The organism is Aeromonas sp. R4-3, assembly GCF_040908275.1.
Classification (GTDB): domain Bacteria; phylum Pseudomonadota; class Gammaproteobacteria; order Enterobacterales; family Aeromonadaceae; genus Aeromonas; species Aeromonas rivipollensis.
In genome coordinates this window covers 55,778-75,647 of sequence record NZ_JBFODK010000023.1, presented here as the reverse complement: position 1 = coordinate 75,647, position 19,870 = coordinate 55,778, and the positions used below count along the sequence as shown (strand labels likewise).

20 protein-coding genes are annotated in these 19,870 nt (G+C 61.9%); 9 read left to right on the top strand and 11 right to left on the bottom strand.

Features of this window, described 5'->3' with window-relative positions:
* Positions 1-17 precede the first annotated feature (17 nt).
* Positions 18-2,108: a capsular polysaccharide biosynthesis protein gene (locus tag AB5Y91_RS06545; RefSeq protein WP_368169340.1), complete on the top strand. Its 2,091-nt coding sequence runs from the start codon at positions 18-20 to the stop codon at positions 2,106-2,108.
* 7 nt (positions 2,109-2,115) lie between these two features.
* Entirely contained in the window at positions 2,116-3,429 is a 1,314-nt protein-coding gene (locus tag AB5Y91_RS06540) for a capsule biosynthesis protein (protein WP_368169339.1), read from the top strand.
* Between the two features lie 63 nt (positions 3,430-3,492).
* On the opposite strand, the gene AB5Y91_RS06535 is transcribed toward AB5Y91_RS06540, so the two are convergent.
* The 4 genes from AB5Y91_RS06535 to AB5Y91_RS06520 form a co-directional block, all read right to left on the bottom strand.
* The gene (locus tag AB5Y91_RS06535; protein ID WP_042649365.1) at positions 3,493-4,185 is read right to left on the bottom strand and encodes an ABC transporter permease; all 693 of its coding nucleotides are present in this window, start codon (positions 4,183-4,185) and stop codon (positions 3,493-3,495) included.
* Positions 4,186-4,278: 93 nt separating this feature from the next.
* Positions 4,279-5,019: an ABC transporter permease gene (locus AB5Y91_RS06530; RefSeq protein WP_042649366.1), complete on the bottom strand. Its 741-nt coding sequence runs from the start codon at positions 5,017-5,019 to the stop codon at positions 4,279-4,281.
* A gap of 204 nt (positions 5,020-5,223) precedes the next feature.
* Positions 5,224-5,997: an ABC transporter substrate-binding protein gene (locus tag AB5Y91_RS06525; protein WP_042649367.1), complete on the bottom strand. Its 774-nt coding sequence runs from the start codon at positions 5,995-5,997 to the stop codon at positions 5,224-5,226.
* A gap of 65 nt (positions 5,998-6,062) precedes the next feature.
* Complete coding sequence (locus AB5Y91_RS06520) at positions 6,063-6,833, bottom strand: ABC transporter ATP-binding protein (protein ID WP_025326493.1); 771 nt, start codon at positions 6,831-6,833, stop codon at positions 6,063-6,065.
* Positions 6,834-7,364: 531 nt separating this feature from the next.
* On the opposite strand from AB5Y91_RS06520, the gene AB5Y91_RS06515 reads away from it, so the two are divergent.
* Positions 7,365-8,267 carry a lysine exporter LysO family protein gene (locus AB5Y91_RS06515; RefSeq protein ID WP_106887262.1) on the top strand — a complete coding sequence of 301 codons (903 nt, stop codon included), beginning with the start codon at positions 7,365-7,367 and terminating at the stop codon, positions 8,265-8,267.
* 77 nt (positions 8,268-8,344) lie between these two features.
* Here the strand turns inward: AB5Y91_RS06515 and iadA are convergent, their stop codons facing one another.
* Complete coding sequence (iadA, locus tag AB5Y91_RS06510; RefSeq protein WP_368169338.1) at positions 8,345-9,475, bottom strand: beta-aspartyl-peptidase; 1,131 nt, start codon at positions 9,473-9,475, stop codon at positions 8,345-8,347.
* A gap of 66 nt (positions 9,476-9,541) precedes the next feature.
* The gene (locus AB5Y91_RS06505; protein ID WP_368169337.1) at positions 9,542-10,324 is read right to left on the bottom strand and encodes an ABC transporter substrate-binding protein; all 783 of its coding nucleotides are present in this window, start codon (positions 10,322-10,324) and stop codon (positions 9,542-9,544) included.
* 438 nt (positions 10,325-10,762) lie between these two features.
* Between AB5Y91_RS06505 and AB5Y91_RS06500 the strand changes: the two genes are divergently transcribed.
* Positions 10,763-11,383 carry an ACP phosphodiesterase gene (locus AB5Y91_RS06500; RefSeq protein WP_368169336.1) on the top strand — a complete coding sequence of 207 codons (621 nt, stop codon included), beginning with the start codon at positions 10,763-10,765 and terminating at the stop codon, positions 11,381-11,383.
* 34 nt (positions 11,384-11,417) lie between these two features.
* Here the strand turns inward: AB5Y91_RS06500 and AB5Y91_RS06495 are convergent, their stop codons facing one another.
* Both AB5Y91_RS06495 and arsC read right to left on the bottom strand, forming a co-directional pair.
* Positions 11,418-11,801 (bottom strand): DUF2069 domain-containing protein, encoded by a 384-nt coding sequence (locus AB5Y91_RS06495; RefSeq protein ID WP_139746229.1) that lies wholly within the window; start codon positions 11,799-11,801, stop codon positions 11,418-11,420.
* On the bottom strand, positions 11,798-12,148 hold the full coding sequence (arsC, locus tag AB5Y91_RS06490; protein WP_368169335.1) for an arsenate reductase (glutaredoxin): 351 nt from the start codon (positions 12,146-12,148) through the stop codon (positions 11,798-11,800). Before arsC ends, AB5Y91_RS06495 begins: the two co-directional genes overlap by 4 nt.
* Positions 12,149-12,206: 58 nt before the next feature.
* On the opposite strand from arsC, the gene AB5Y91_RS06485 reads away from it, so the two are divergent.
* Positions 12,207-12,701 carry a TlpA family protein disulfide reductase gene (locus tag AB5Y91_RS06485; protein WP_368169334.1) on the top strand — a complete coding sequence of 165 codons (495 nt, stop codon included), beginning with the start codon at positions 12,207-12,209 and terminating at the stop codon, positions 12,699-12,701.
* Between the two features lie 69 nt (positions 12,702-12,770).
* Here the strand turns inward: AB5Y91_RS06485 and AB5Y91_RS06480 are convergent, their stop codons facing one another.
* Positions 12,771-14,225, bottom strand: a complete 1,455-nt coding sequence (locus tag AB5Y91_RS06480; protein WP_353852474.1) for a M48 family metalloprotease — start codon at positions 14,223-14,225, stop codon at positions 12,771-12,773.
* 121 nt (positions 14,226-14,346) lie between these two features.
* Here AB5Y91_RS06480 and AB5Y91_RS06475 point away from each other — a divergent pair, with 121 nt between their 5' ends.
* The 3 genes from AB5Y91_RS06475 (at position 14,347) to AB5Y91_RS06465 (ending at position 16,707) form a co-directional block, all read left to right on the top strand.
* Positions 14,347-14,577 (top strand): sulfurtransferase TusA family protein, encoded by a 231-nt coding sequence (locus AB5Y91_RS06475; RefSeq protein ID WP_106887269.1) that lies wholly within the window; start codon positions 14,347-14,349, stop codon positions 14,575-14,577.
* A 65-nt stretch (positions 14,578-14,642) separates the two neighbouring features.
* Positions 14,643-15,713, top strand: coding sequence for an AI-2E family transporter (locus tag AB5Y91_RS06470; protein ID WP_106887270.1), 1,071 nt, complete (start codon positions 14,643-14,645; stop codon positions 15,711-15,713).
* Positions 15,714-15,897: 184 nt separating this feature from the next.
* Positions 15,898-16,707 (top strand): MipA/OmpV family protein, encoded by an 810-nt coding sequence (locus AB5Y91_RS06465; protein WP_139746226.1) that lies wholly within the window; start codon positions 15,898-15,900, stop codon positions 16,705-16,707.
* Between the two features lie 76 nt (positions 16,708-16,783).
* Here the strand turns inward: AB5Y91_RS06465 and AB5Y91_RS06460 are convergent, their stop codons facing one another.
* Entirely contained in the window at positions 16,784-17,584 is an 801-nt protein-coding gene (locus tag AB5Y91_RS06460) for an alpha/beta fold hydrolase (RefSeq protein WP_368169333.1), read from the bottom strand.
* A 181-nt stretch (positions 17,585-17,765) separates the two neighbouring features.
* Here AB5Y91_RS06460 and ppk2 point away from each other — a divergent pair, with 181 nt between their 5' ends.
* Positions 17,766-18,575, top strand: a complete 810-nt coding sequence (ppk2, locus tag AB5Y91_RS06455; RefSeq protein ID WP_139750749.1) for a polyphosphate kinase 2 — start codon at positions 17,766-17,768, stop codon at positions 18,573-18,575.
* Between the two features lie 114 nt (positions 18,576-18,689).
* On the opposite strand, the gene AB5Y91_RS06450 is transcribed toward ppk2, so the two are convergent.
* Positions 18,690-19,826 (bottom strand): ABC transporter ATP-binding protein, encoded by a 1,137-nt coding sequence (locus AB5Y91_RS06450; RefSeq protein ID WP_111912768.1) that lies wholly within the window; start codon positions 19,824-19,826, stop codon positions 18,690-18,692.
* Between the last annotated feature and the right edge of the window lie 44 nt (positions 19,827-19,870).

Here is a 19,870-nt window from a genome sequence, read left to right as displayed (position 1 = left end):
TTATAAGTGAATTTAGCATGCATATTTATACAGGTTCATCAGGAATATTAGCGAAAGCGGATTTAATTGAGGCAGTATTCAAGGGCTATATCGTAGGTTTTTATAAAAAAAGTAAAAGTCATACCTTTATCACTAGTGATGTTTTTGTCGGCTGGGGCCAAAAGGCCAATGCCCGTCAGATCAAGCAGCAGGCGCAGGCATTAGGCCTGCCCTATTGGCAACTGGAAGATGGCTTTATCGGCTATATCGGCCATCCGGCCAAGGGCGGCAAGGCGGTGTCCCTTATCGCCGATCCGGTCGGTATCTATTACGATGCACGCCAGCCCAGCCAGCTTGAACAGTTGATTGCCACCCCCTGTGACGCCGCCATGCTGGCGCGGGCCGAGTTGCTTGTCCATGAGCTGGTACGCCTTGGGGTCACCAAATACAACTGCTATGCCGGGCGACCCGCCTCTCTCTCGTCTTCGTCGACCAGCCTGACGGCGAAGGATGTCGCTGGGTTGCCTGTGGCGCTGGCCCAGCGCCTGCAGCAAGATGGCAGGCCCTGTGTCTTGCTGGTGGATCAGGTGGCCGGGGATCTCTCCATTCCCGGCGCCCTGGCAAGCGAGGCGGACTTTATCGCCATGGTGGAGGCTGCAAAGCGCAATCATCCCGATGCCCGCCTCTTGCTTCGCACCCACCCGGACACCCGCTTTGGCAAGAAGAGTGGCGTGCTGGCCAGACTGAAACTGAGCGATGTAGAGATCGTTGCCGACCATTGTCATCCCCACGCCCTGCTCAACCTGGTGGACGCCGTTTACACAGTGTCATCCCAGCTTGGCTTCGAAGGACTGCTGCTCGGCAAATCGGTGTATTGCTTCGGCATGCCGTTTTATGCCGGTTGGGGTCTGACCCAGGACAGCAAACAGTGTGAACGCCGCAACGTTCAGGTGTCACTGGCCCAGCTAGTGGCGGCGGCGCTGATCTGCTATCCCCGCTATCTGGATCCCGTGCTTGGCCAGCGCTGCGAGGTGGAAGAGGTGCTGGCCATCATCGCCCGCCAGCAGAAGCCGGCTCCGCGCTGGCGCAGGCTCTATCTGGTGGGGTTCTCCTTGTGGAAACGTGCCTTTATGCAGGCCTTCTGCCAGCCCCTGGCTGAGGAACTCTGTTTTGTGCGCAAGCCGCCAAAACGGCTGACCGGGGATGAACAGGTGTTGGTATGGGGCAGTCGTTACCCCGAGCTCACCTCGGCCATTCGAGTAGAAGATGGCTTTATTCGCTCCCGCGGGCTTGGCTCCAACCTGTGTCGTCCCTCTTCCCTGTCGCTGGATCCGGTCGGGATCTATTTCGACAGCCGCAGCCCCAGCGGGCTCGAGCAACTGCTCAATTATCAGGAGCTGACCCAGTCACAGCTCGACCGGGGCGAGCAACTGCTCACCCTGCTGCGCGAAAACAAGGTGAGCAAATACAATGTCGGTGCCCCGGAGCACTTCACGCCTCCCGCCGATGGCCGCCCTCTGGCGCTGGTGGTGGGCCAGGTGGATGGGGATGCCTCCATCCTGACCGGCAGCCCGACCATTCGCAGCAACGAGCAGTTGCTGTGGGCGGTGCGCGCCGCCAAGCCAGAGGCGCACATTCTCTACAAGCCCCACCCGGATGTGGTGGCGGGCAATCGGGCCGGGGCGATTTCTGCGGCCTGCCTGGCGGAGTGCGTGGACAGCCAGGTGCTGGATATCGGCCTGACCAGCCTCTATCCCCACGTGGACGAGCTGCATACCATGACTTCCCTGAGCGGCTTCGAGGCGCTGGTGCAAGGGGTCAAGGTAACGACTTGGGGCCAGCCCTTCTACAGCGGCTGGGGGCTGACCACTGATGCCCATCCCCCGGCCCGGCGCCAGCGCTCGCTCCCCCTGGCGGCGCTGGTTTACCTGACGCTGGTCGCCTATCCGCTCTATATCGATTGGCAGAGCGGACTCTGGATAAGTCCGGAGCAGTTGATCCGCCAACTGGCCACGCAAGGTCAATCATCCGGCCGCAAGTCGAGCCGCTGGCAACGTTGGCAGACCAAACTGAGTTATCTGGTACAGACCCTGCTGCAACGCCCCTCCCTTCCCCAGTTGATGAGATAAGTCGTACATGAAGATTTTGCTGCTGCAAGGACCGCTGGGCCCCTTCTTTCAGACCCTCAGCCAGGCGCTTTCCGACGCCGGCCACGAGGTCTACAAGATCCATTTCAACGGGGGGGATGAGTGCTGGCGCTGCGTGGGCCATAGCGAACGCTTCACCGGCAAGCCGGATACCTGGAACACCTTCTTTCGCCGCTTCATCAAGCACCATGGCATCGACAGCCTCATCTGTTACGGTGATTGCCGTTACTACCATCAGCAGGCCATCCGTATCTGCAAGCTGAAAAAAATCAGCGTCTGGGCCATGGAGGAGGGTTACCTGCGTCCCGACTTCGTGACCCTGGAGCAAGGGGGCGTCAATGCCTTCAGCCCCCTCTATGCCAAGCGTGACTCGCTGGCCGAGATGAAGTGGCCAGCGCCTTATGAGGCGAAGCTGAAGGTAGGCAAGACCTTCGCCTGCCGGGCCTGGTATGCCAGCCGCTACCACATCAACAAGAACCTGTTGCACTGGCGCTACCCCCATTTCGTCAATCACAGGCCCTGGAGCCTCTATCAAGAGGCCAGGGGCTGGGTGGCTGGGGGCCTGGTGAAGTGGCAGCACAGATGGAGCGATCGCTCCCTGCTCAAGGCTCTGCCCCGGTACAAAGGGCATATCTTCTTCGTGCCGCTGCAGGTCAGCGAAGACTTTCAGATCCGGGAACACTCGGACTTGAGCGGCGTGGAGGAGATGATCGCCCAGGTGATCAACTCCTTCGCCGAGCACGCCCGCCGTGAGGATGTGCTGCTGTTCAAGCACCATCCCATGGATCGGGGCTATGTCAGTTATCAGGCCCAGATCAACCGACTGATCACGCTGCTCGGGCTAGAAGGGCGGGTGTTCTATGGCTATGAATTGCCACTGCCCACCCTCTATCCGCTACTCAAGGGGGTCATCACCATCAACAGCACGGTGGGCCTCTCCGCCCTGCTGCACCAGGTGCCGACCTTCTGCATGGGGCGGGCCCTCTACGACCTGCCAGGGCTCACCACCCGGGGTACGCTGGCGAAGTTCTGGCACAAGCAGAGCCCGGTTTGCAGCGAGACCTTCGAGCGGATGCGCCAGTCATTGCTGCATCTGACTCAGCTCAATGCCAGCTTCTACCGTCATCTGGACATAGGTGCCATGGCCGTGGTGGAGAAGATCCAGCAACACAATGTGCAGGCCCTCTCTGCCCAGAAGAGTCAACGCTCGGCAACACCTTCCGGCGTTGTCGGAGCCTTGGCCATCCTGAGCGCATTTTGCCTCCTGACCGAAGAGATAGTCACACCCGTGACCATGCTCTAAGCCATACCGAGCATAAGAAAGCCCGCGACTGCGGGCTTTTTTGTCTCTGGCTTTTGCATCAGGTCATACGCTGCGGGGGCGCAGGTGGGCGTGCCAGCGGGCCTCCCACTTCTTGAACAGCCAGACGATGGCGAAGGTGAGCAGCATGTAGAGCAGGCCTGCTGTCAGGAAGGCCTCGAACGGGCTGTAGTAGCGGGAGTTGATGATCCGCGCCGCACCTGTCAGGTCGACTATGGTGATGATGCCCGCCACCGCCGAGCCCTGCAGCATGAAGATCACCTCGTTGCTGTAGGCGGGCAGCGCACGGCGAAACGAGTTGGGCAGTATGATGCGGGTGAGGGTCTGCCAGCGGCTCATGCCAAAGGCATTGGCCGCCTCAATCTGCCCCTTTGGCATGTTCAGCACGGCGCCGCGCACTATCTCGGCGGTGTAGGCGCCGGTGTTGAGGGTGAACGCCAGCAGGGCGCAGAACCAGGCCTCTGAGAAGAGCACCCAGGCGGGGCCGTTCTTGAGCCACTCCCACTGGGCGGCGCCGTAGTAGATGATGAACAGCTGCACCAGCAGCGGGGTGCCGCGGAAGAAGTAGATATATGCCCAGATCGGCCCCTTGATCAGCCAGTTGCGGCTGTTGCGCAAAATGCCCATGGGCACCGCCAGCATGAGGCCGAGCATGAGGGAGGCCGCCACCAGCCAGATGGTGGTGTAGAAGCCCTCCCAGTAGGTGGGCCACTCCTTGAGAATGATGGAGAAATCCATGGCTTACCTCGTCTTGATCGTGATGTAGATACGCTCGGCACTGACACCGCGACTATCACAGTAAACGAATGACTGCATTGAATACGGCATGGCTTACCTCGTCTTGATGGCGTAGTGACGTTCGGCCCACTTGAGCGCCGAGGTCGAGACCGCGGTGAAGATCAGGAAGATCAACGCCACCGCCATGTAGAAGGTAAACGGCTGCTGGGTCGAGCCCGCCGCCAGGGACGCCTTTCGCACCATGTCATCGAGCCCGATGATGGAGACCAGGGCCGTGGTTTTCAGCAGTACCAGCCAGTTGTTGCCAAAGCCCGGCAGGGCGTGGCGCATCATCTGGGGGAAGAGGATCCGTACAAACACCTGGGTCGCCCGCATGCCAAAGGCGCGGGCGGCTTCCAGCTCTCCCTTGTCCACCGCCAGGATGGCGCCGCGGAAGGTCTCGGTCATGTAGGCGCCGAAGATGAAGCCTATGGTGGCGACCCCGGCCGCAAAGGGGCTGATGTCGATGTAATCCGGCAGCAGGGAGACCCACTCCTGGTTCGGATTGCTCTCCAGCAGGTAGTTGTTGTAGGCCTCGTTGACCCAGGTACAGATCCCGTTGATCAGCACCTGGCCGCCGAAGAACAGCAGCATCATCAGCACCAGATCAGGGATGCCGCGAATGACGGTGGTGTAGGCGGTCGCGATGCCGCGCGCCCACTTGTAGGGGGAGAGCTTGGCGAGCGCCCCCAGCATGCCGAGCACCAGCGCCAGCAGCAGGGAGGCCAGTGCCACCTCCAGGGTGACCCAGGCCCCCTCCAGCAGGGAGGCTTCGTATCCTTTCAAATCAAACATATGCGGCTCCATTGCAACGCATTGAGCGGGCTTGCCCGTCCCAATATCCTTTCAAACCAAACACATGCAGCTCCATTGCAACTAAGCGGGCCCATCGCTCCCTTGCGAGAGACAACGGGCCCGATGACTACAGACTAGGGTCAACCTGTCGTGATGATTCGCCGCAATCCCTTCGGCGGCTACCCGGGGTAGCGCGCCTGGGGGTTACTCGCCGTAAACGTCGAAGTCGAAGTACTTGTCGTTGATTTCCTTGTACTTGCCGTTGGCGCGCAGGGCCAGGATGGCGGCATTGAATTTCTCTTTCAGATCCTTGTCAGCCTTGCGTACCGCTATGCCGGCGCCCTCGCCAAACCACTTGGGATCGGTCAGTTTCGGGCCGACGAATTCGAAGGCATCGCCACCCTCTTTCTTTAGCAGACCGTCGCTGATGGCGGCGGAGTCGGCCATCACATAGTCAACCCGGCCGGATTTCAGATCGAGATAGGCTTCGTCTGCGGTGCCGTAGCGCTTGATGGTGGCGTTGGGGAAGTTGTCGGTGATGTAGGTGTCCATGGAGGTGGCGCGCTGCACGGCTATGGTCTTGCCATCCATGAAGGCCTTGTCGAGCTGCACCTCTGTGCCTTTCTTGGCGGCGAAGCGGGCCGGAATGTGCTGGTACTTCTGGGTGAAGTCCACCTTCTTCTTGCGCTCTTCGGTGATGTCCATGGTGGCGATGATGGCGTCATACTTGCGTGACAGCAGCGCCGGAATGATGCCATCCCAGTCCTGCTTGACCAGGGTGCACTTCACCTTCATTTCTTCACACAGGGCGTTGGCGATGTCGATATCAAAGCCTTTCACCTCGCCGCTCGGCTCGGTCCAGGAGAAGGGAGGATAGGCACCCTCAACCCCGATCCGTACCTCTTTCCACTCCTTGGCCATCAGGCTACCGGAACACAGGGCCGTCATCACGGCAGTCGCCAGCATCAGCTTGTTCATGTATCTCTCCTTGATAAACACGTCGATCGTTGAAAACGCAGAATATTGAAAATACCGCTCCCCCATCAATAGATGGAAGAGATGAATTGTTTGAATCGCTCCGACTTGGGATGAGCGAAGATCTCCTTGGGATTACCCTCCTCCTCCACCCGCCCCTGGTGCAGGAACATCACCTTGTTGGAGACGTCACGGGCGAACGACATCTCGTGGGTGACCACCAGCATGGTGCGCCCCTCTTCGGCCAGCTCGCGCATCAGGCCGAGTACCTCGCCCACCAGCTCGGGATCGAGCGCCGAAGTGGGCTCGTCGAACAGCATCACCTCGGGCTCGACCGCGAGAGCACGGGCGATGGCGGCCCGCTGCTGCTGGCCGCCGGAGAGGTGGCCGGGGTAGTAGTCGCGCCGCTCCCACAGGCCCACCCGGTTGAGCAGTTGCTCCGCCTTGGCGATGGCCTCGGCACGGGGCACCTTGAGCACCTGGATGGGGACTTCGATGATGTTCTGCATTATGGTCATGTGCGACCAGAGGTTGAAGCTTTGAAACACCATGGCCAGACGGCTGCGAATGCGCTCCACCTGACGCATGTCCTCGGGCAGGCGTTCACCGGCCCGATTGCTCTTCATGCGGATCAGCTCGCCATGGAGTGAGACCGTGCCGGAAGAGGGGGTTTCCAGCAGATTGATACAGCGTAGAAAGGTCGACTTCCCCGAACCCGAGGAGCCGATCAGGGAGATAACATCCCCCTTGCGGGCCGTCATATCGATGCCCTTGAGCACTTCGTGGGTGCCAAAATACTTGTGCAGTTCACGAACTTCCAGTGCGGCAACGTCGCTCATCCATTACAACCTTGTCTGTCCCTAGACGCCGCTACGGCGTGACTCCACCATCGCAGATTTAACAAAAAGTTAACCGATGGCAACCTTCAGCGAAAATATCATTCAGGTAGTTAAAAAACAATACAGAACCGAGGTATTTAGTGGTTTATCTGTATTTTTATTGGCCTTGGCGGTATTTTTCAGCACTTTGTCTGCATAAAATCCGCTTTGCGCCATCTCTGGGATACCGCCTTTTTATACCCGGAACGCACCAGTAGCAAGAAGATTCAGCCATTTCAGTCAGAAGCCATTCAGAGTCACTTTATTCACCCCGCCTCGGCCGAACAAAACGCACTTTTTTCGAAATGGAATTGATTTTATTGGCGATGACGACCCGAGACCAGAGGGCTCAGGGAAGGCGGCCTCGCCATGCAAAAGTAACAAACCGATAAAAAAAGGGTCGAATGAAGCATACAAACTCATGGATTTATGACTCTTGGCCAATAAGTAGTGGTAATGTGTCGTTTTCCCAGTTTTGTGACCGAGGCCCCAATGTTGCTGAATGTGTTGCTGATCCTGCTGCCGCTGGTGATTGGCTATCTTGTCCCCCTCTCCTCCACCCGGCTCATCAAGCTGATCAATCAGTCGCTGGGCAAGATGGTCTATCTCATCCTGTTCCTGATGGGGCTGGGGCTGGCCTATGTGGAGAACCTCGGCAGCAACCTGGCGGTGATCTTCAAGGTGGCCGGGGTGATGCTGGCCGCCATCACCGCCTGCAACCTGCTGGCACTCTGGTGGCTGGACAGACGCAGCCCCCCCACCCATGAGGCGAGCGACGCCAAGATGCCGAGCAAGCTGCATCTGTTGTGGGAGTCCCTCCAGCTCTGCTTCGTGGTGCTCGGCGGCGTGCTGCTGGGGCTGCTGGTGGACTTGCGCGCCCTGCCCATCGACAAGTGGAGCGAGTGGGCCCTGATGCTGTTGCTGCTGCTCATCGGCATCCAGATGCGCAACTCCGGCATGCGGCTGCGCCAGATCCTGCTCAACCCCTGGGGCATGAAGATAGCCGCCACCGTCATCCTCAGCAGCTGGCTCGGCAGCCTGCTGGCGGCCCAGTTGCTGGGGATGCCCTCGAGCCACGCCCTGGCGCTCGCCTCCAGCTTCGGCTGGTATTCGCTGTCGGGCATACTGGTGGCCGACAAGCTGGGGCCCGTGCTCGGCTCCGCCGCCTTCATCAACGATCTGGGACGCGAGCTCATCGCCATCCTCATCATTCCGGTGCTGATGCGTCGCCACCCCTCCGCCGCCATCGGCTATGGCGGCGCCACCGCGCTCGACTTCACCCTGCCGGTCATCCAGAAATCCGGCGGCATCCAGGTGGTGCCGGTGGCCATCGTCTCGGGCTTTATCCTGAGCCTGCTCGGTCCCATCCTGATCCTGGGCTTCCTCGCTATCTGAGCCTGGATAAACCACCCAGGCGAAAAAAAGCCCGGCAGCAGTGCCGGGCTTGTTGTTGGTTCAGGGGCGCGCCATCTCTAGGTTCGCCACTGGCCGCCGCTCATCACCCTCTCGATGGTGAGGTGCTCCGGCGCTATCAGCAGCAGATCTGCATCCTGCCCCACCCCTATCACCCCCTTGCCAGCCAGCCCCAGGGCTCGCGCCGGATTGGCCGTGACCACCCCCAGGGCGACCTCGAGCGACACCCCGAGGGCGCAGGCACGAACGCACTCCTGCCACAGGCTGGCAATCTGGCCGCAGCGCATCTCCACAAGGCGCCCCTCACCGTCAAATCGCGGCAGGCTGGCGTTGGCATCCGAGCTGAAGCTGATGCGATCGGCGGGCACGCCGGCCGCCAGCAGCGCCACCAGCGCCTCTGCCGCCAGTTGCTCGCCATCGTCCAGCAGCTCGGGGAAGCTCGAGGTGGTGAGATCGATCCAGCCCCCCGCCCGGCCCCAGTCGATGGCCTCGGCAAAGAGCCAGGGGTTGCGGTTGCAGTGGGTGGGATAGAGCTGGCGCAGGGGGATGTCGGTGCCATCGCGCAGGGCCCGCAGCGGCGCCAGGGCCCCGCGGCCATCCCCGACGTGGAAGAAGCTGACCCCGCTCTTGCCCGCGAGCAGCCCGGCCACCCGCGCCTCGCTCACCAGCCGTGCCAGCTCGTCATGAGTCGGCGCACTGGATCTGTGATCGCTGATGGCCAGCTCCCCCACCCCCAGCACCTCGGGGATCAGCATGATGTCCGACTCCACCCTGCCGGTGAGGGTCTTGACCGGCAGGTGATAGGAGCCGGTATACATGTAAGCGCTCACCCCGGCGGCGCGAAACTCGCGCACCTTGCCGAGCACCTGGGTCGGGGTGCGGGTCAGGCTGTCGGTGCCGAGCGCCGCCACCAGGGTGGTGACCCCGGCCTTGAGGGCCTCCCCCGCCGCGAGTTCAGGAGTACGGAAGGCAAAGCCCCCCTCCCCACCGCCCCCCGTGATGTGGGCCAGGGGATCCACCAGCCCGGGCACCAGATAACGGCCACGGCCGTCGACGCGCACCAGCGGCCAGTCAGGGGGGACTGTCAGCCCCTTGCCCAGCCAGGCGATGCGGCCGTCGGCCACCAGCAGATCCTGCTGGCCGAGCGGGGCCGGGCTATGAATTTCCGCACCCTCGATCAGGGTCAACATGGGCATCTCCTTGTTTCATCACCGCTTGCTGCGAAAAAAGAGAGGGAGCAAGCTCCCTCCCCCCCATCAACCACCATAAATATCGTACTTGAAGTACTTCTGGTTGATCTCCTGATACTTGCCATTGGCCCGCAGGGCCTTGATCGCCTCGTCCAGCTTGGCCTTGAGATCCTGATCGCCCTTGCGTATCGCAATTCCCATGCCGTCACCAAACCACTGGCGATCGGTCAGGGCCGGCCCCACATACTCGAACTTGTCCCCGCCCGCCTTGCTGAGCAGCCCCTGATCGATGGCCGAGGCGTCGGCCAGCAAGGCCAGCACCCGGCCCGCCTTCAGATCGAGATAGGCCTCGTCGGCATTGCCGTAACGCACTATGGTGACGTCGGAGCCAAAGTTATCCGTCAGGTACTTGTCGTGGGTGGTGGCGCGCTGCACACCTATGCGCTTGCCTGCCATCCCCGCCGGGGTCAGCTCCAGCGTTGTGCCCTTGACCGCCACGAAGCGGTTGGGGATATGGGCATATTTTGCGGTGAAATCCACCTTCTTGCGCCGCTCATCGGTGATCGACATGGCGGCGATGATCCCGTCGTATTTGCGCGACAGCAGGGCCGGGATCATGCCGTCCCAGTCCTGCGCCACCAGCTCGCACTTGACGGCCATCTGCTGGCACAGGGCATTGGCGAGATCGATGTCAAAGCCCTTGATCTCCCCCGACGCATCGGTCCAGGAGAAGGGAGGATAGGCGCCCTCCACACCGAAGCGCACGGTTTTCCACTCCTTGGCCATGACGGGGGTGGTGAGCAGGCAGGCAGCAAAGAGGGCTGACAGGGTCAGTTTGGTATTCATCATGAGTACTCCATTACATAGAAAGCGCACAGGCGCGGTCAAGGCATCGCAAGCCTGGGCAAGCGATGGCCAACAAACGGCAAAACGCGGATGAGCGAGATCACGCCCCATGGGTATCAATGATCGACAGGTATCAATGATCGACAGGTATCAATGATCGGTGGGCGTCAATAAGCTGCTCCGGGGCCTCGATCTATTCGTCGAACCACTCGGAGAGGTAGAAAGGCTTGAAGTAGAAGGCCAGAAAGAAACCTCTGGCTTTGCGCATCATGATGGTTTGTCGCGTCCTGTGACAAAGATGAAAGCCACCTTAGCACGCCCCAAATTTGCCCTGCAAGAGGGGCTTGCAGGGCCATCGAAAAATCCTGACCATGGCCAACAGAACCAGGATCCTCTAGGCTCTGAGCACCTTGTCATCGACCTGCCAACGACCCTGAACCCATGAACTACCTGGCGCATCTCCATCTGGCAGCCCACACCCGAAGCTCCCTCACCGGCAACCTGCTGGGGGACTTCGTCAAGGGGCCCCTGCCCACTGGCCTCGCGGCCCATTTCGATGAGGGGATCTGGCTGCACCGCAAGATAGATGCCTTCACCGATGCCCACCCCGAGCACAGGGCGGCGGTCGCCTGCTTCGAGGCACCCTGGCGCCGCTTTGGCGGCATCCTGGTGGACATGCTCTACGACCACTGGCTGAGCCACCACTGGCAGCAATTCAGTCCGGATCCCCTGCCCCGCTTCCTGCAGCAGAGCTATGGCCAGCTGCTGGCGGATCACGCCCGCCTGCCGGAGGGGCTGCCCATGGCCCTCAAGAGGATGGCCGAGCAGGACTGGATCGCCTCCTACGGGCGCCGGGAGGGACTGGGTCAGGCCCTCAACGGCATAGGCCGGCGCCTGCGTCGTCCCCTGCTGCTGGGGGAGGCGCTCCATACCCTGGATGAGGGCCGCTGGCGCGACTGTGAGCTGGGGTTTCTGCGCTTCTATCCCGAGGTGATGCGCTTTAGTGAGGGGCAACTCACCCACTACCGCGCGGGCCAGGGCGAGGCAGGATCAGGACAATGAAAAACGCCCCGAGCGGGGCGTTGAGAGGGCGGTATTACTGCACTTCATCCTTTTTCTTGCGGATGCTGAGGCCAAGCTCACGGCCGCGCTGGCGGGCGTAATAGATGGTGCCGATGAAGGCCAGGGTGGTGAACACCAACTCCACCACCGCCAGCCACCGCTCCCCTTCATCCGTGGTGATGAGCGTCAGGGCGTGGAGGAAGTAGGGCATCAGCACGAAGTTGCCCCAGGCGTGGGTATAGGGGTTGCCCTGCACTATGCCCTTCAGGGGGAACAGCAGCGGCACAGTCCAGATCACCGGCAGCAACCAGGGGTTGAGATCCGGGTGGGGCGATAGCCACAGATGCCAGAGGATGACCCAGGCCAGCAGGCCGAAGAAGCCGACCAGGGTCAGCAGACGGGCGAAGCGGGTGCTCACTTGAGGATCTCCAGCACCAGCTCGGGCGGGCGGCCGATACGGGCCTGACCATTCTTGATGACAATGGGGCGCTCGATGAGCTTGGGATGCTGGTGCATGGCACGAATGAGGGCATCGCCCTGCACATCGGCCAATCCCAGCTCCTTGTAGAGATCTTCCTTGGTGCGCATCAGCTGGCGCGGATCGGCAAAGCCCAGCTGGGTCAGCAGGGTGCGGATATCATCCTCGCTCGGCGCCTGTTCCAGATAGAGCACCACCTCGGGGGCTACCCCGTGCTGTTCCAGCAAGGCCAGGGTTTCACGGCTCTTGGAGCAGCGCGGGTTGTGATAGATTTGGGTCTCGCTCATGGTAACTCCCTGATATTGCAAGATGGGACAACAAATGGCGCTATTGTAGGGGAAACGGATGGGCAGGGTAAGCGGGAGGGCTGTGGAAATGAAACGAATATGTTGGCTGATTGTGGCCACCCTGCTGGGCGCCTGCACGCCGGCCCCCCAGTTCATCGACGGGGCGGGCAAAAAACTCAGCCTTAGCGCCCTGACGGGCAAGCCGCTGCTGGTCAACTACTTCGCCCCCTGGTGCGCCCCCTGCCTGCGGGAGATGCCCCTGCTCGCGGCGCTGTACCGGGAGGGACAGATAGGGGTGATCGCCATCAACTATGATCCCGCCTCCCCCGGCGAGCTGGCCGAGCTGGCCCGTCGCCATCAGATAGCCGTGCCCCTGATGGTCCCCTTCGATGAGGCCAGCCTCCCCTTCCCAAGGCCTGGCGCACTGCCCACCAGCTACCTGCTCGATGACAAGGGGCAGTTGCAAAAGACCCTGGTGGGGGAGCTCGATGAGCACAAACTCGCCACCCTCCGGGCCTGGGCCGCCACACAAGCTTCCTCGGCACGGCCCTGATGGCCCCATGACGACACGGGGTGCACCATCTCTGGTGCACCCCGTTGCATGCAGGCGTGGTCAGCCGGACTAGCCCTTCAGGCTGTCCAGATCCTTCTTCGCCCGCTCCAGCTGGGTGATGCGCGCCTCTATGCGGGCCAGGGTCAGCTTGTCGCTGGTGGTGCCACGGGCCACGATCAGCTCGTCGATGGCCGCCTGGTAGTCACCGCGCAGGGAGAGGGTCTCCGCCCGCGCCATGTGCAAGTCCGTCATCCTTCCCGCCTTGCGATAGGCATCCGACAGCAGGCTCCAGGCCAGGCTGTTCTCGTCGTGCTCCCGGGCATAAGGATCCAGGATGGCGATGGACTTCTTGTAGTTGCCCGCCTCCAGATAGGCGTTGCCGAGGTTGACCACCACCACCTCGTTGTCCGGCATCCGGGTGCGGAAGCGCTCCAGCCGGGCGATGGCCTGGGCGCTGCGCCCCTTGGCGAGATCGATGTCGGTCAGGGCATCCACCACGAAGAGATCTTCCGGATGGCGGGCGGCCAGACTCTGCATCAGGGTATCGGCCTCGTCGGTGCGCTTGAGCTGCAGCAGGGCCAGCGCCTTGCCATAGGTGGCAGCGTCTTTGAGGGGGTAGTCCCCCTTCTGCAGGCGGCTGTCGAAGTAGGTGAGCAGCGCCTGGGGGCTCTCGGTGCCATAGCGCACCTGGATGCGCACCTTGGCCAGCCAGAAGTCGAGGCTGGGGGGCAAGGCACGGCGGCCATAGCTGTTGGCGCGGGCGCGGGCTTCGCTGATCCGGGTCTCCGGCAGGGGGTGAGTCAGCAGCATCTCGGGCGGCTTGCTGGCGTAGCGGTACTCCGCCGCCAGTTTCTGGAAGAAGCTGGCCATGCCCATGGGATCGAAGCCGGCGTCATAGAGCGTCTTCATGCCGATGCGGTCCGCTTCGTACTCGTTGTCACGGGTATAGTTGATGGCCGACTGCATGGAGAGCCCGAGGGTGGTCTGCAGCGCGGCTATACCTGCGGTGGGGTTGATCACCGCCAGCGCAATGGAGCCCACCAGACCGGCCAGGGTCATGGCCGAGCTGCTCGCCTGCGCCTCCATGTAACGGGCTATGTGGCGCTGGGTCACGTGGGTGATTTCGTGAGCCAGCACCGAGGCCAGCTCGCTCTCGTTGTCGGCGTAGAGGAAGAGGCCGGTGTGCACCTTGACCCGCCCGCCGAGGAAGGCGGCAGCGTTGATGCTGGGATCATTGATGAGGAAGAAGGTAAAGGGGAAACGCACCCCGTCGGCATTGGTGAGCAGGCGCTGACCCAGATCGTCTATGTATTCGCTCAGCACGGGATCATCGATGATGGGCAAGCCCGCCCGGGCAAACCGCATGAAGGCATTGCCATAGCGCACTTCCTGCTCGATGGGCAGGGCGGCAACCCCGGCGGTGCCGATGTCGGGCAGCTGGTTGTTCGCCTGAGCCTGAAAGGTCGCGCTCATCAGGGATATCAGCAGGGGAAGCGATGCCATCAAGGGGGAAAAACGGGCCACAGTGTTTCTATCTCCATCAGAAGGGGCTCGGGCAGAATACCCTTGCCCATCAAGGCCCACAAGCGTTGTTTCATACTGGTATCACGGCCATAATGACCACCACGCACGCGATGGAATCCTCATGGAACAGCTCGACCTGACCCCCTGGCGTTGTCCCGAGCCGCTGATCCGGCTCAAGCTCTGGTTGCGCCAGGCAAGACCCGGCCAATCCCTGCACCTCATCCTGGGGGATGCCGGCTCCCGGCAGGACATTCCGGCCTACCTGCAACGCCTGGGCCACAGCGTCCGTCCCCTGGAGGAGTCCGCCGCCCGCCTCTCCCTGCTGCTCGTGGTCGGGAGCCGGCCATCATGATGTCGCCAGGCCCCGGGCTGCCCCTTTCCATCCTGATGACACGGTAAAAAACCAAGGAAGCCTCGATGTTAGATGTATTGAAGCGCTGGTATCAGACCCGTTTTTCCGACCCCGATGCCGTTGCCCTGTTCCTGCTGCTGGTGTTCTGCTTCGCCGTGCTCTGGCTGTTCGGCGATCTGCTGGCCCCCCTGCTGGTGGCCGTGGTGATGGCCTATCTGCTGGAGTGGCCGGTCAGCCGCCTGCAACGCACCGGGCTCTCCCGCCCCCTGGCCACCAGCCTGGTGCTGCTGCTGTTTCTCTCTGTGACCACCATGATGCTGCTGGGGCTCATCCCCACACTGGTGAGCCAGGGGGTCAACCTCGCCAAGGAGGCGCCCTCCATGCTGGCCCATGCCCAGGACGCGGTGCGCACCCTGCCGGAAAAATACCCCGAGATAGTCGACGTCAGCCTGGTCGAAACCATCATAGACAACATTCGTCAGCGCATTCTGGCCGGGGGGGAGCAGCTGGTGAGCGCTTCCCTCAGCTCCCTCATCAACGTGGTGGCCATCCTCATCTACGCCATCCTGGTGCCCCTGATGGTGTTCTTCATGCTCAAGGACAAGCAGGTGCTGATGGGCGGCCTGCGCCGCTTCCTGCCCCGCAATCGCACCCTGGTCAACCGGGTCTGGGTGGAGATGAACGATCAGATCATCAACTACATCCGCGGCAAGGTGATCGAGATCCTCATCGTCGGGGTGGCGACCTACATCCCCTTCGCCCTGATGGGGCTGCGCTACTCGGTGCTGCTGGCGGTGGCGGTCGGCTTCTCCGTGCTCATCCCCTACATAGGGGCGGTGGCGGTGACTGTGCCCGTCGCCATGGTGGCCCTGTTCCAGTGGGGGCTGACCCCGGACTTCGCCTGGCTGATGGTAGCCTATCTGGTCATTCAGGCGCTGGACGGCAACCTGCTGGTGCCCCTGCTCTTCTCCGAGGCGGTCAACCTGCACCCTGTGGCCATCATCATCGCCGTGCTGGTGTTTGGCGGGCTCTGGGGATTCTGGGGAGTCTTCTTCGCCATTCCCCTGGCGACCCTGGTAAAAGCTGTGCTCAACGCCTGGCCCAAGCGGGACGAGACGCCCCGCCCTACCCCCTGATGAGAAGAGAGGCTTTCGCCTCTCTTTTTTATCACCGCGAACCCATCGACCACGGACTCGGTTCCCGCCTGAATCCAGCTTCAGCACAACGACGCTATCGACTTGAATTTAAAATAAAAACAGGCTTCACTGACAAGGCCATCGGCAGTATGCTCTGCCAGCCCCGACTCTGAAGGATCAGTCCATGTCCCCTGTTCGCCCCCTGCACAGCGCCGCGCTTGGCGCGCTCCTGACCCTGCTGTTCGCGACCCCGGCCCGGGCCGAGGTCGATCTCGGCTCCCTCGATATCTTCGTGCAGGACAGCCCCACCAGCCCGGTACCCAAGGGACTGGTGCTGGGTGGCGCCGTCATCGGTGGCGATGCCCGCTATCAGGGCCAGGATGACACAGCCCTCGCAATACCGGGTTTCATCTACTTCGGCGAGCAGTTCATGTTCCTCGGGGACAGGGCCCGCTACTACTTTCACAAGGATGACAGTTTCGCCGCCTACGGTTACGGCAGGATGCGCTTTGGCAACCTGGATCCCGACGATGCCCCCGAGCTGGCTGGCATGGAGGAGCGCAAGTGGGAGCTGGAAGGGGGCATAGGCGCCAGCCTCATCACCCCCTATGCCCTGCTCAGCACCCGCCTCAGCACGGACGTGACCGGGCGCAGCAACGGCCAGGAGCTGCTGCTGTGGGCCGACTTCCCCATATTGCGGGACAGGCTGCTCATCATGCCCGGCATGGGGATGATGATCCGCAGCGACAAGATGGCGAACTACTACTTTGGCGGCGTCTCGGGGGGCGAGGCCACGGGGCTGCGCCCAGAATGGGACACGGGCACCACCCTCTCACCCATGGCGGCCATCATCACCAGCTACCGTTTCAGCCCCCACTGGATCGGCATGTTTGCCGCCAACTACGAGCTCTACGACGACGACATCGCGGACAGCCCCATAGTCCAGCACAAGGGGGAGCTCTACGCCGGCTTCGCCGTGGGTTACATCTGGTAACCCCACCGCCAACCAGCAAGAAGGGAGCCCATGGCTCCCTTCTTGCTTGATGTGACTGGCGCGCGGCAAGGGGCCATCACAGGGTGGCCAGAAACTCGGCCAGGGTCCGGTTGACGAACTCGGGGTTCTCCAGGGTCGAGATGTGGCCCGCGGCCGGGATCTCCTTGAAGGGGCAGGCCAGCGCCTCCGCCATCAGATAGCCCTCCAGCACAGGGCGCGCCTTGTCCTCGCAGCCGGTCATCACCAGGCTCGGCACTTTCATCTCTTCGAGCCACTCGATGCGATCCTCCCGGGTCACGAAGCTGCGCCCCACCGCCACCAGGCTCGCCACCTGATCCGCTGGCCAGCTGGCGAGGCGTGCCTTGAAGCCGCTCATCAGGGCGGGATCCGGCTCATGGGCAAAGAAGAGCGGTGCCACCTGATCGATGACGGGGGCCGGCAGACTGCCAAGCTGCTCTATCATGGCCAGCATGCCGAGGTAGCGCTCACAGGGGATCTGGGGCTCCCAGCCAACGAAGGTGTCCATCAGCACCACACCCTTGAGCCGCGCCGGGGCCATCCTGACCAGCTCCACGCCCCACATGCCGCCAATGGAGAGCCCCACCAGCACGCACTCCTCTATGTCGAGGGCATCGAGCAGGGCCAGGTGATCCCGGGCCAGGGTTTCAAGGGAGCAAGGGCCTTCCGGCAAAGAGTCGGAATCCCCGTGGCCCCAGAGCTCGGGCACTATGCAGCGATAGCTACTCTTGAGCGCCTCGACTTGCGGTGCCCACATGGCACTGTCCCACAGGTAGCTGTGGCCAAAGAGCAGCACAGGGCCCTGCCCCTCGTCCAGATAGGCCATGCGGCGGCCCGCTATCTCCATAAAATGCTTCATGTTATCTCCTGTTGCCAGCTGCCGATGATGAGACGGCAGTGCAAATCGCCATAAAGGGCTTGATGTTTTTGCTATTGCCAGCGGCTGATGAGGCGGCAGTGTAACACGCCGGCCTTGGCAGTGGCGCCTCCCTGGTGCAAGCTGGGGTGACGCACAGAAAGGACTCAAACAGGAGAAGATCATGCCGAAGGAAAAGAGCAAGAAACGCCCGCGCCTGGACAAAAAGACCTATGAACACCACCTCACTCACCTGCAGGAGGAGCTGGTCAAGCTGCAGGAGTGGGTCAAGCAGGAGGGGCTAAAGGTGGTGGTGCTGTTCGAGGGGCGCGATGCCGCCGGCAAGGGGGGCGTCATCAAGGCGATCACCGAGCCCCTCAACCCCCGGGTCTGCCGGGTCACCGCCCTGCCCGCCCCCTCGGACCGGGAGCGCACCCAATGGTACTTCCAGCGCTATGCCGCCCACCTCCCGTCGGCAGGCGAGATGGTGCTGTTCGATCGCTCCTGGTACAACAGGGCCGGGGTGGAGCGGGTGATGGGCTTTTGCACCGACGCCGAATACCGCGAGTTTCTGCGTGCCTGCCCCGAGTTCGAGCGGATGCTGACTCGCTCTGGCATCACCCTCATCAAGTACTGGTTCTCGGTCAGTGATGAAGAGCAGGAGAAGCGCTTCAAGGAGCGCATCAACACCCCCATCAAGCGCTGGAAATTCAGCCCCATGGACTTGCAGTCCCGTTCCCGCTGGGTGGAGTACTCCCGCGCCAAGGATGACATGTTCACCTACACGGATACCGAGGACAGCCCCTGGTTCGTGGTCGATGCCGACGACAAGCGCCGCGCCCGCCTCAACTGCATCGCCCACCTGCTCGGCAAGGTGCCCTACGAGGCTATCCACTACGAGCCCATCAAGCTGCCCCCCATCAAGACCGAGGGCTATGAGCGCCCGCCCCTGGCCAGCCAGACCTTCGTACCCGACATCACCGCCGAGCTCTAAGCCTTCACCCCGTCACCCCGCCCGCCCGGTTTCCCACAGGGCAGGCAATAAAAAGCCGGTCATTCGACCGGCAAAAAGGCATTGAATACTATGGAAACCTGCACTGCAACACCATCAGGTGCGGATATATCTGGCGGTACGGGGGAACGCCTGCTCCTTGACATCGAACAGGTAGCAGGCCTCGGCCGGAATGCCGACGCTGTACTCCTGACCCGTGGCCACGTCCACGTCTGAGCTGGCCTTGACGGTAAAGTCGTGGCCATCCACGTCCATGTAGACGAAGGACTCGGCCCCCAGGTGCTCTGCCACCTGGACTATGCCGCTCACCTTGCTGTCGGCGTGGGCGTGATCCAGCGGCACCAGGTGCTCGGGACGAATGCCCAGCTCCACCTTGTCACCGACAGCGCCGCTGCGGGCATCGACCCGGGCACGCACTGTGTCGCCGGAAGTCAGCTTGACCACGCACTCCTGCTCGCCTATCTCCAGCAGCTCCCCCGCCAGGAAGTTCATCTTGGGTGAGCCGATGAAGCCCGCCACGAACTTGTTGTCCGGGTTGTGGTAGAGCTCGAGCGGCGTGCCGAACTGCTCCAGGTTGGTGGTCGCCTCGCCCTTGAGCGGGCTCAGCACCACGATGCGGTTGGCCAGGGTCATGGCCTCCACCTGATCGTGGGTCACGTAGATGATGGTGGAGTTGAGCTCCTTGTGCAGCTTGGCGATCTCGATGCGCATCTTGACCCGCAGGGCGGCATCCAGGTTGGACAAGGGTTCGTCAAACAGGAACACCTGGGGTTGCTGCACTATGGAGCGACCTATGGCCACCCGCTGGCGCTGACCGCCGGAGAGCGCCTTGGGCTTTCTGTCCAGCAGGGGTTCGAGACCCAGGATCTCGGCGGCACGCATCACCCGCTTGTGGATGTTCTCCTTGTCCATCTTCTTGAGCTTGAGGCCGAAGGCCATGTTCTCGTAGATGTTCATGTGCGGGTAGAGAGCATAGGACTGGAACACCATGCCGACGTTGCGCTCCACCGGCGGCACGTCGTTCATGTAACGACCGCCTATGGTCAGCTCACCGCTGGTGATGTCCTCCAGCCCTGCGATCATCCGCAGCAGGGTGGACTTGCCACAACCGGACGGGCCGACGAAGACGATGAACTCCCCTTCCTTGATAGCCAGGTTGATGTTGCGCAGCGTGTCCTTGTGGACAGCCGGATCGTAGTTTTTGCGAACGTTGTTGAGTACTACTTCAGCCATGACGAGCTCCGCTCTGAAATCTGTGCAAATCGTGATAGTCGGGG

Coding starts and splice junctions, on each gene's coding strand:
- AB5Y91_RS06545 (WP_368169340.1), top strand. CDS start 18: ATGCATATTTATACAGGTTCATCAGGAATATTAGCGAAAGCGGATTTA.
- AB5Y91_RS06540 (WP_368169339.1), top strand. CDS start 2,116: ATGAAGATTTTGCTGCTGCAAGGACCGCTGGGCCCCTTCTTTCAGACC.
- AB5Y91_RS06535 (WP_042649365.1), bottom strand. CDS start 4,185: ATGGATTTCTCCATCATTCTCAAGGAGTGGCCCACCTACTGGGAGGGC.
- AB5Y91_RS06530 (WP_042649366.1), bottom strand. CDS start 5,019: ATGTTTGATTTGAAAGGATACGAAGCCTCCCTGCTGGAGGGGGCCTGG.
- AB5Y91_RS06525 (WP_042649367.1), bottom strand. CDS start 5,997: ATGAACAAGCTGATGCTGGCGACTGCCGTGATGACGGCCCTGTGTTCC.
- AB5Y91_RS06520 (WP_025326493.1), bottom strand. CDS start 6,833: ATGAGCGACGTTGCCGCACTGGAAGTTCGTGAACTGCACAAGTATTTT.
- AB5Y91_RS06515 (WP_106887262.1), top strand. CDS start 7,365: ATGTTGCTGAATGTGTTGCTGATCCTGCTGCCGCTGGTGATTGGCTAT.
- iadA (WP_368169338.1), bottom strand. CDS start 9,475: ATGTTGACCCTGATCGAGGGTGCGGAAATTCATAGCCCGGCCCCGCTC.
- AB5Y91_RS06505 (WP_368169337.1), bottom strand. CDS start 10,324: ATGATGAATACCAAACTGACCCTGTCAGCCCTCTTTGCTGCCTGCCTG.
- AB5Y91_RS06500 (WP_368169336.1), top strand. CDS start 10,763: ATGAACTACCTGGCGCATCTCCATCTGGCAGCCCACACCCGAAGCTCC.
- arsC (WP_368169335.1), bottom strand. CDS start 12,148: ATGAGCGAGACCCAAATCTATCACAACCCGCGCTGCTCCAAGAGCCGT.
- AB5Y91_RS06485 (WP_368169334.1), top strand. CDS start 12,207: ATGGGCAGGGTAAGCGGGAGGGCTGTGGAAATGAAACGAATATGTTGG.
- AB5Y91_RS06475 (WP_106887269.1), top strand. CDS start 14,347: ATGGAACAGCTCGACCTGACCCCCTGGCGTTGTCCCGAGCCGCTGATC.
- AB5Y91_RS06470 (WP_106887270.1), top strand. CDS start 14,643: ATGTTAGATGTATTGAAGCGCTGGTATCAGACCCGTTTTTCCGACCCC.
- AB5Y91_RS06465 (WP_139746226.1), top strand. CDS start 15,898: ATGTCCCCTGTTCGCCCCCTGCACAGCGCCGCGCTTGGCGCGCTCCTG.
- AB5Y91_RS06460 (WP_368169333.1), bottom strand. CDS start 17,584: ATGAAGCATTTTATGGAGATAGCGGGCCGCCGCATGGCCTATCTGGAC.
- ppk2 (WP_139750749.1), top strand. CDS start 17,766: ATGCCGAAGGAAAAGAGCAAGAAACGCCCGCGCCTGGACAAAAAGACC.
- AB5Y91_RS06450 (WP_111912768.1), bottom strand. CDS start 19,826: ATGGCTGAAGTAGTACTCAACAACGTTCGCAAAAACTACGATCCGGCT.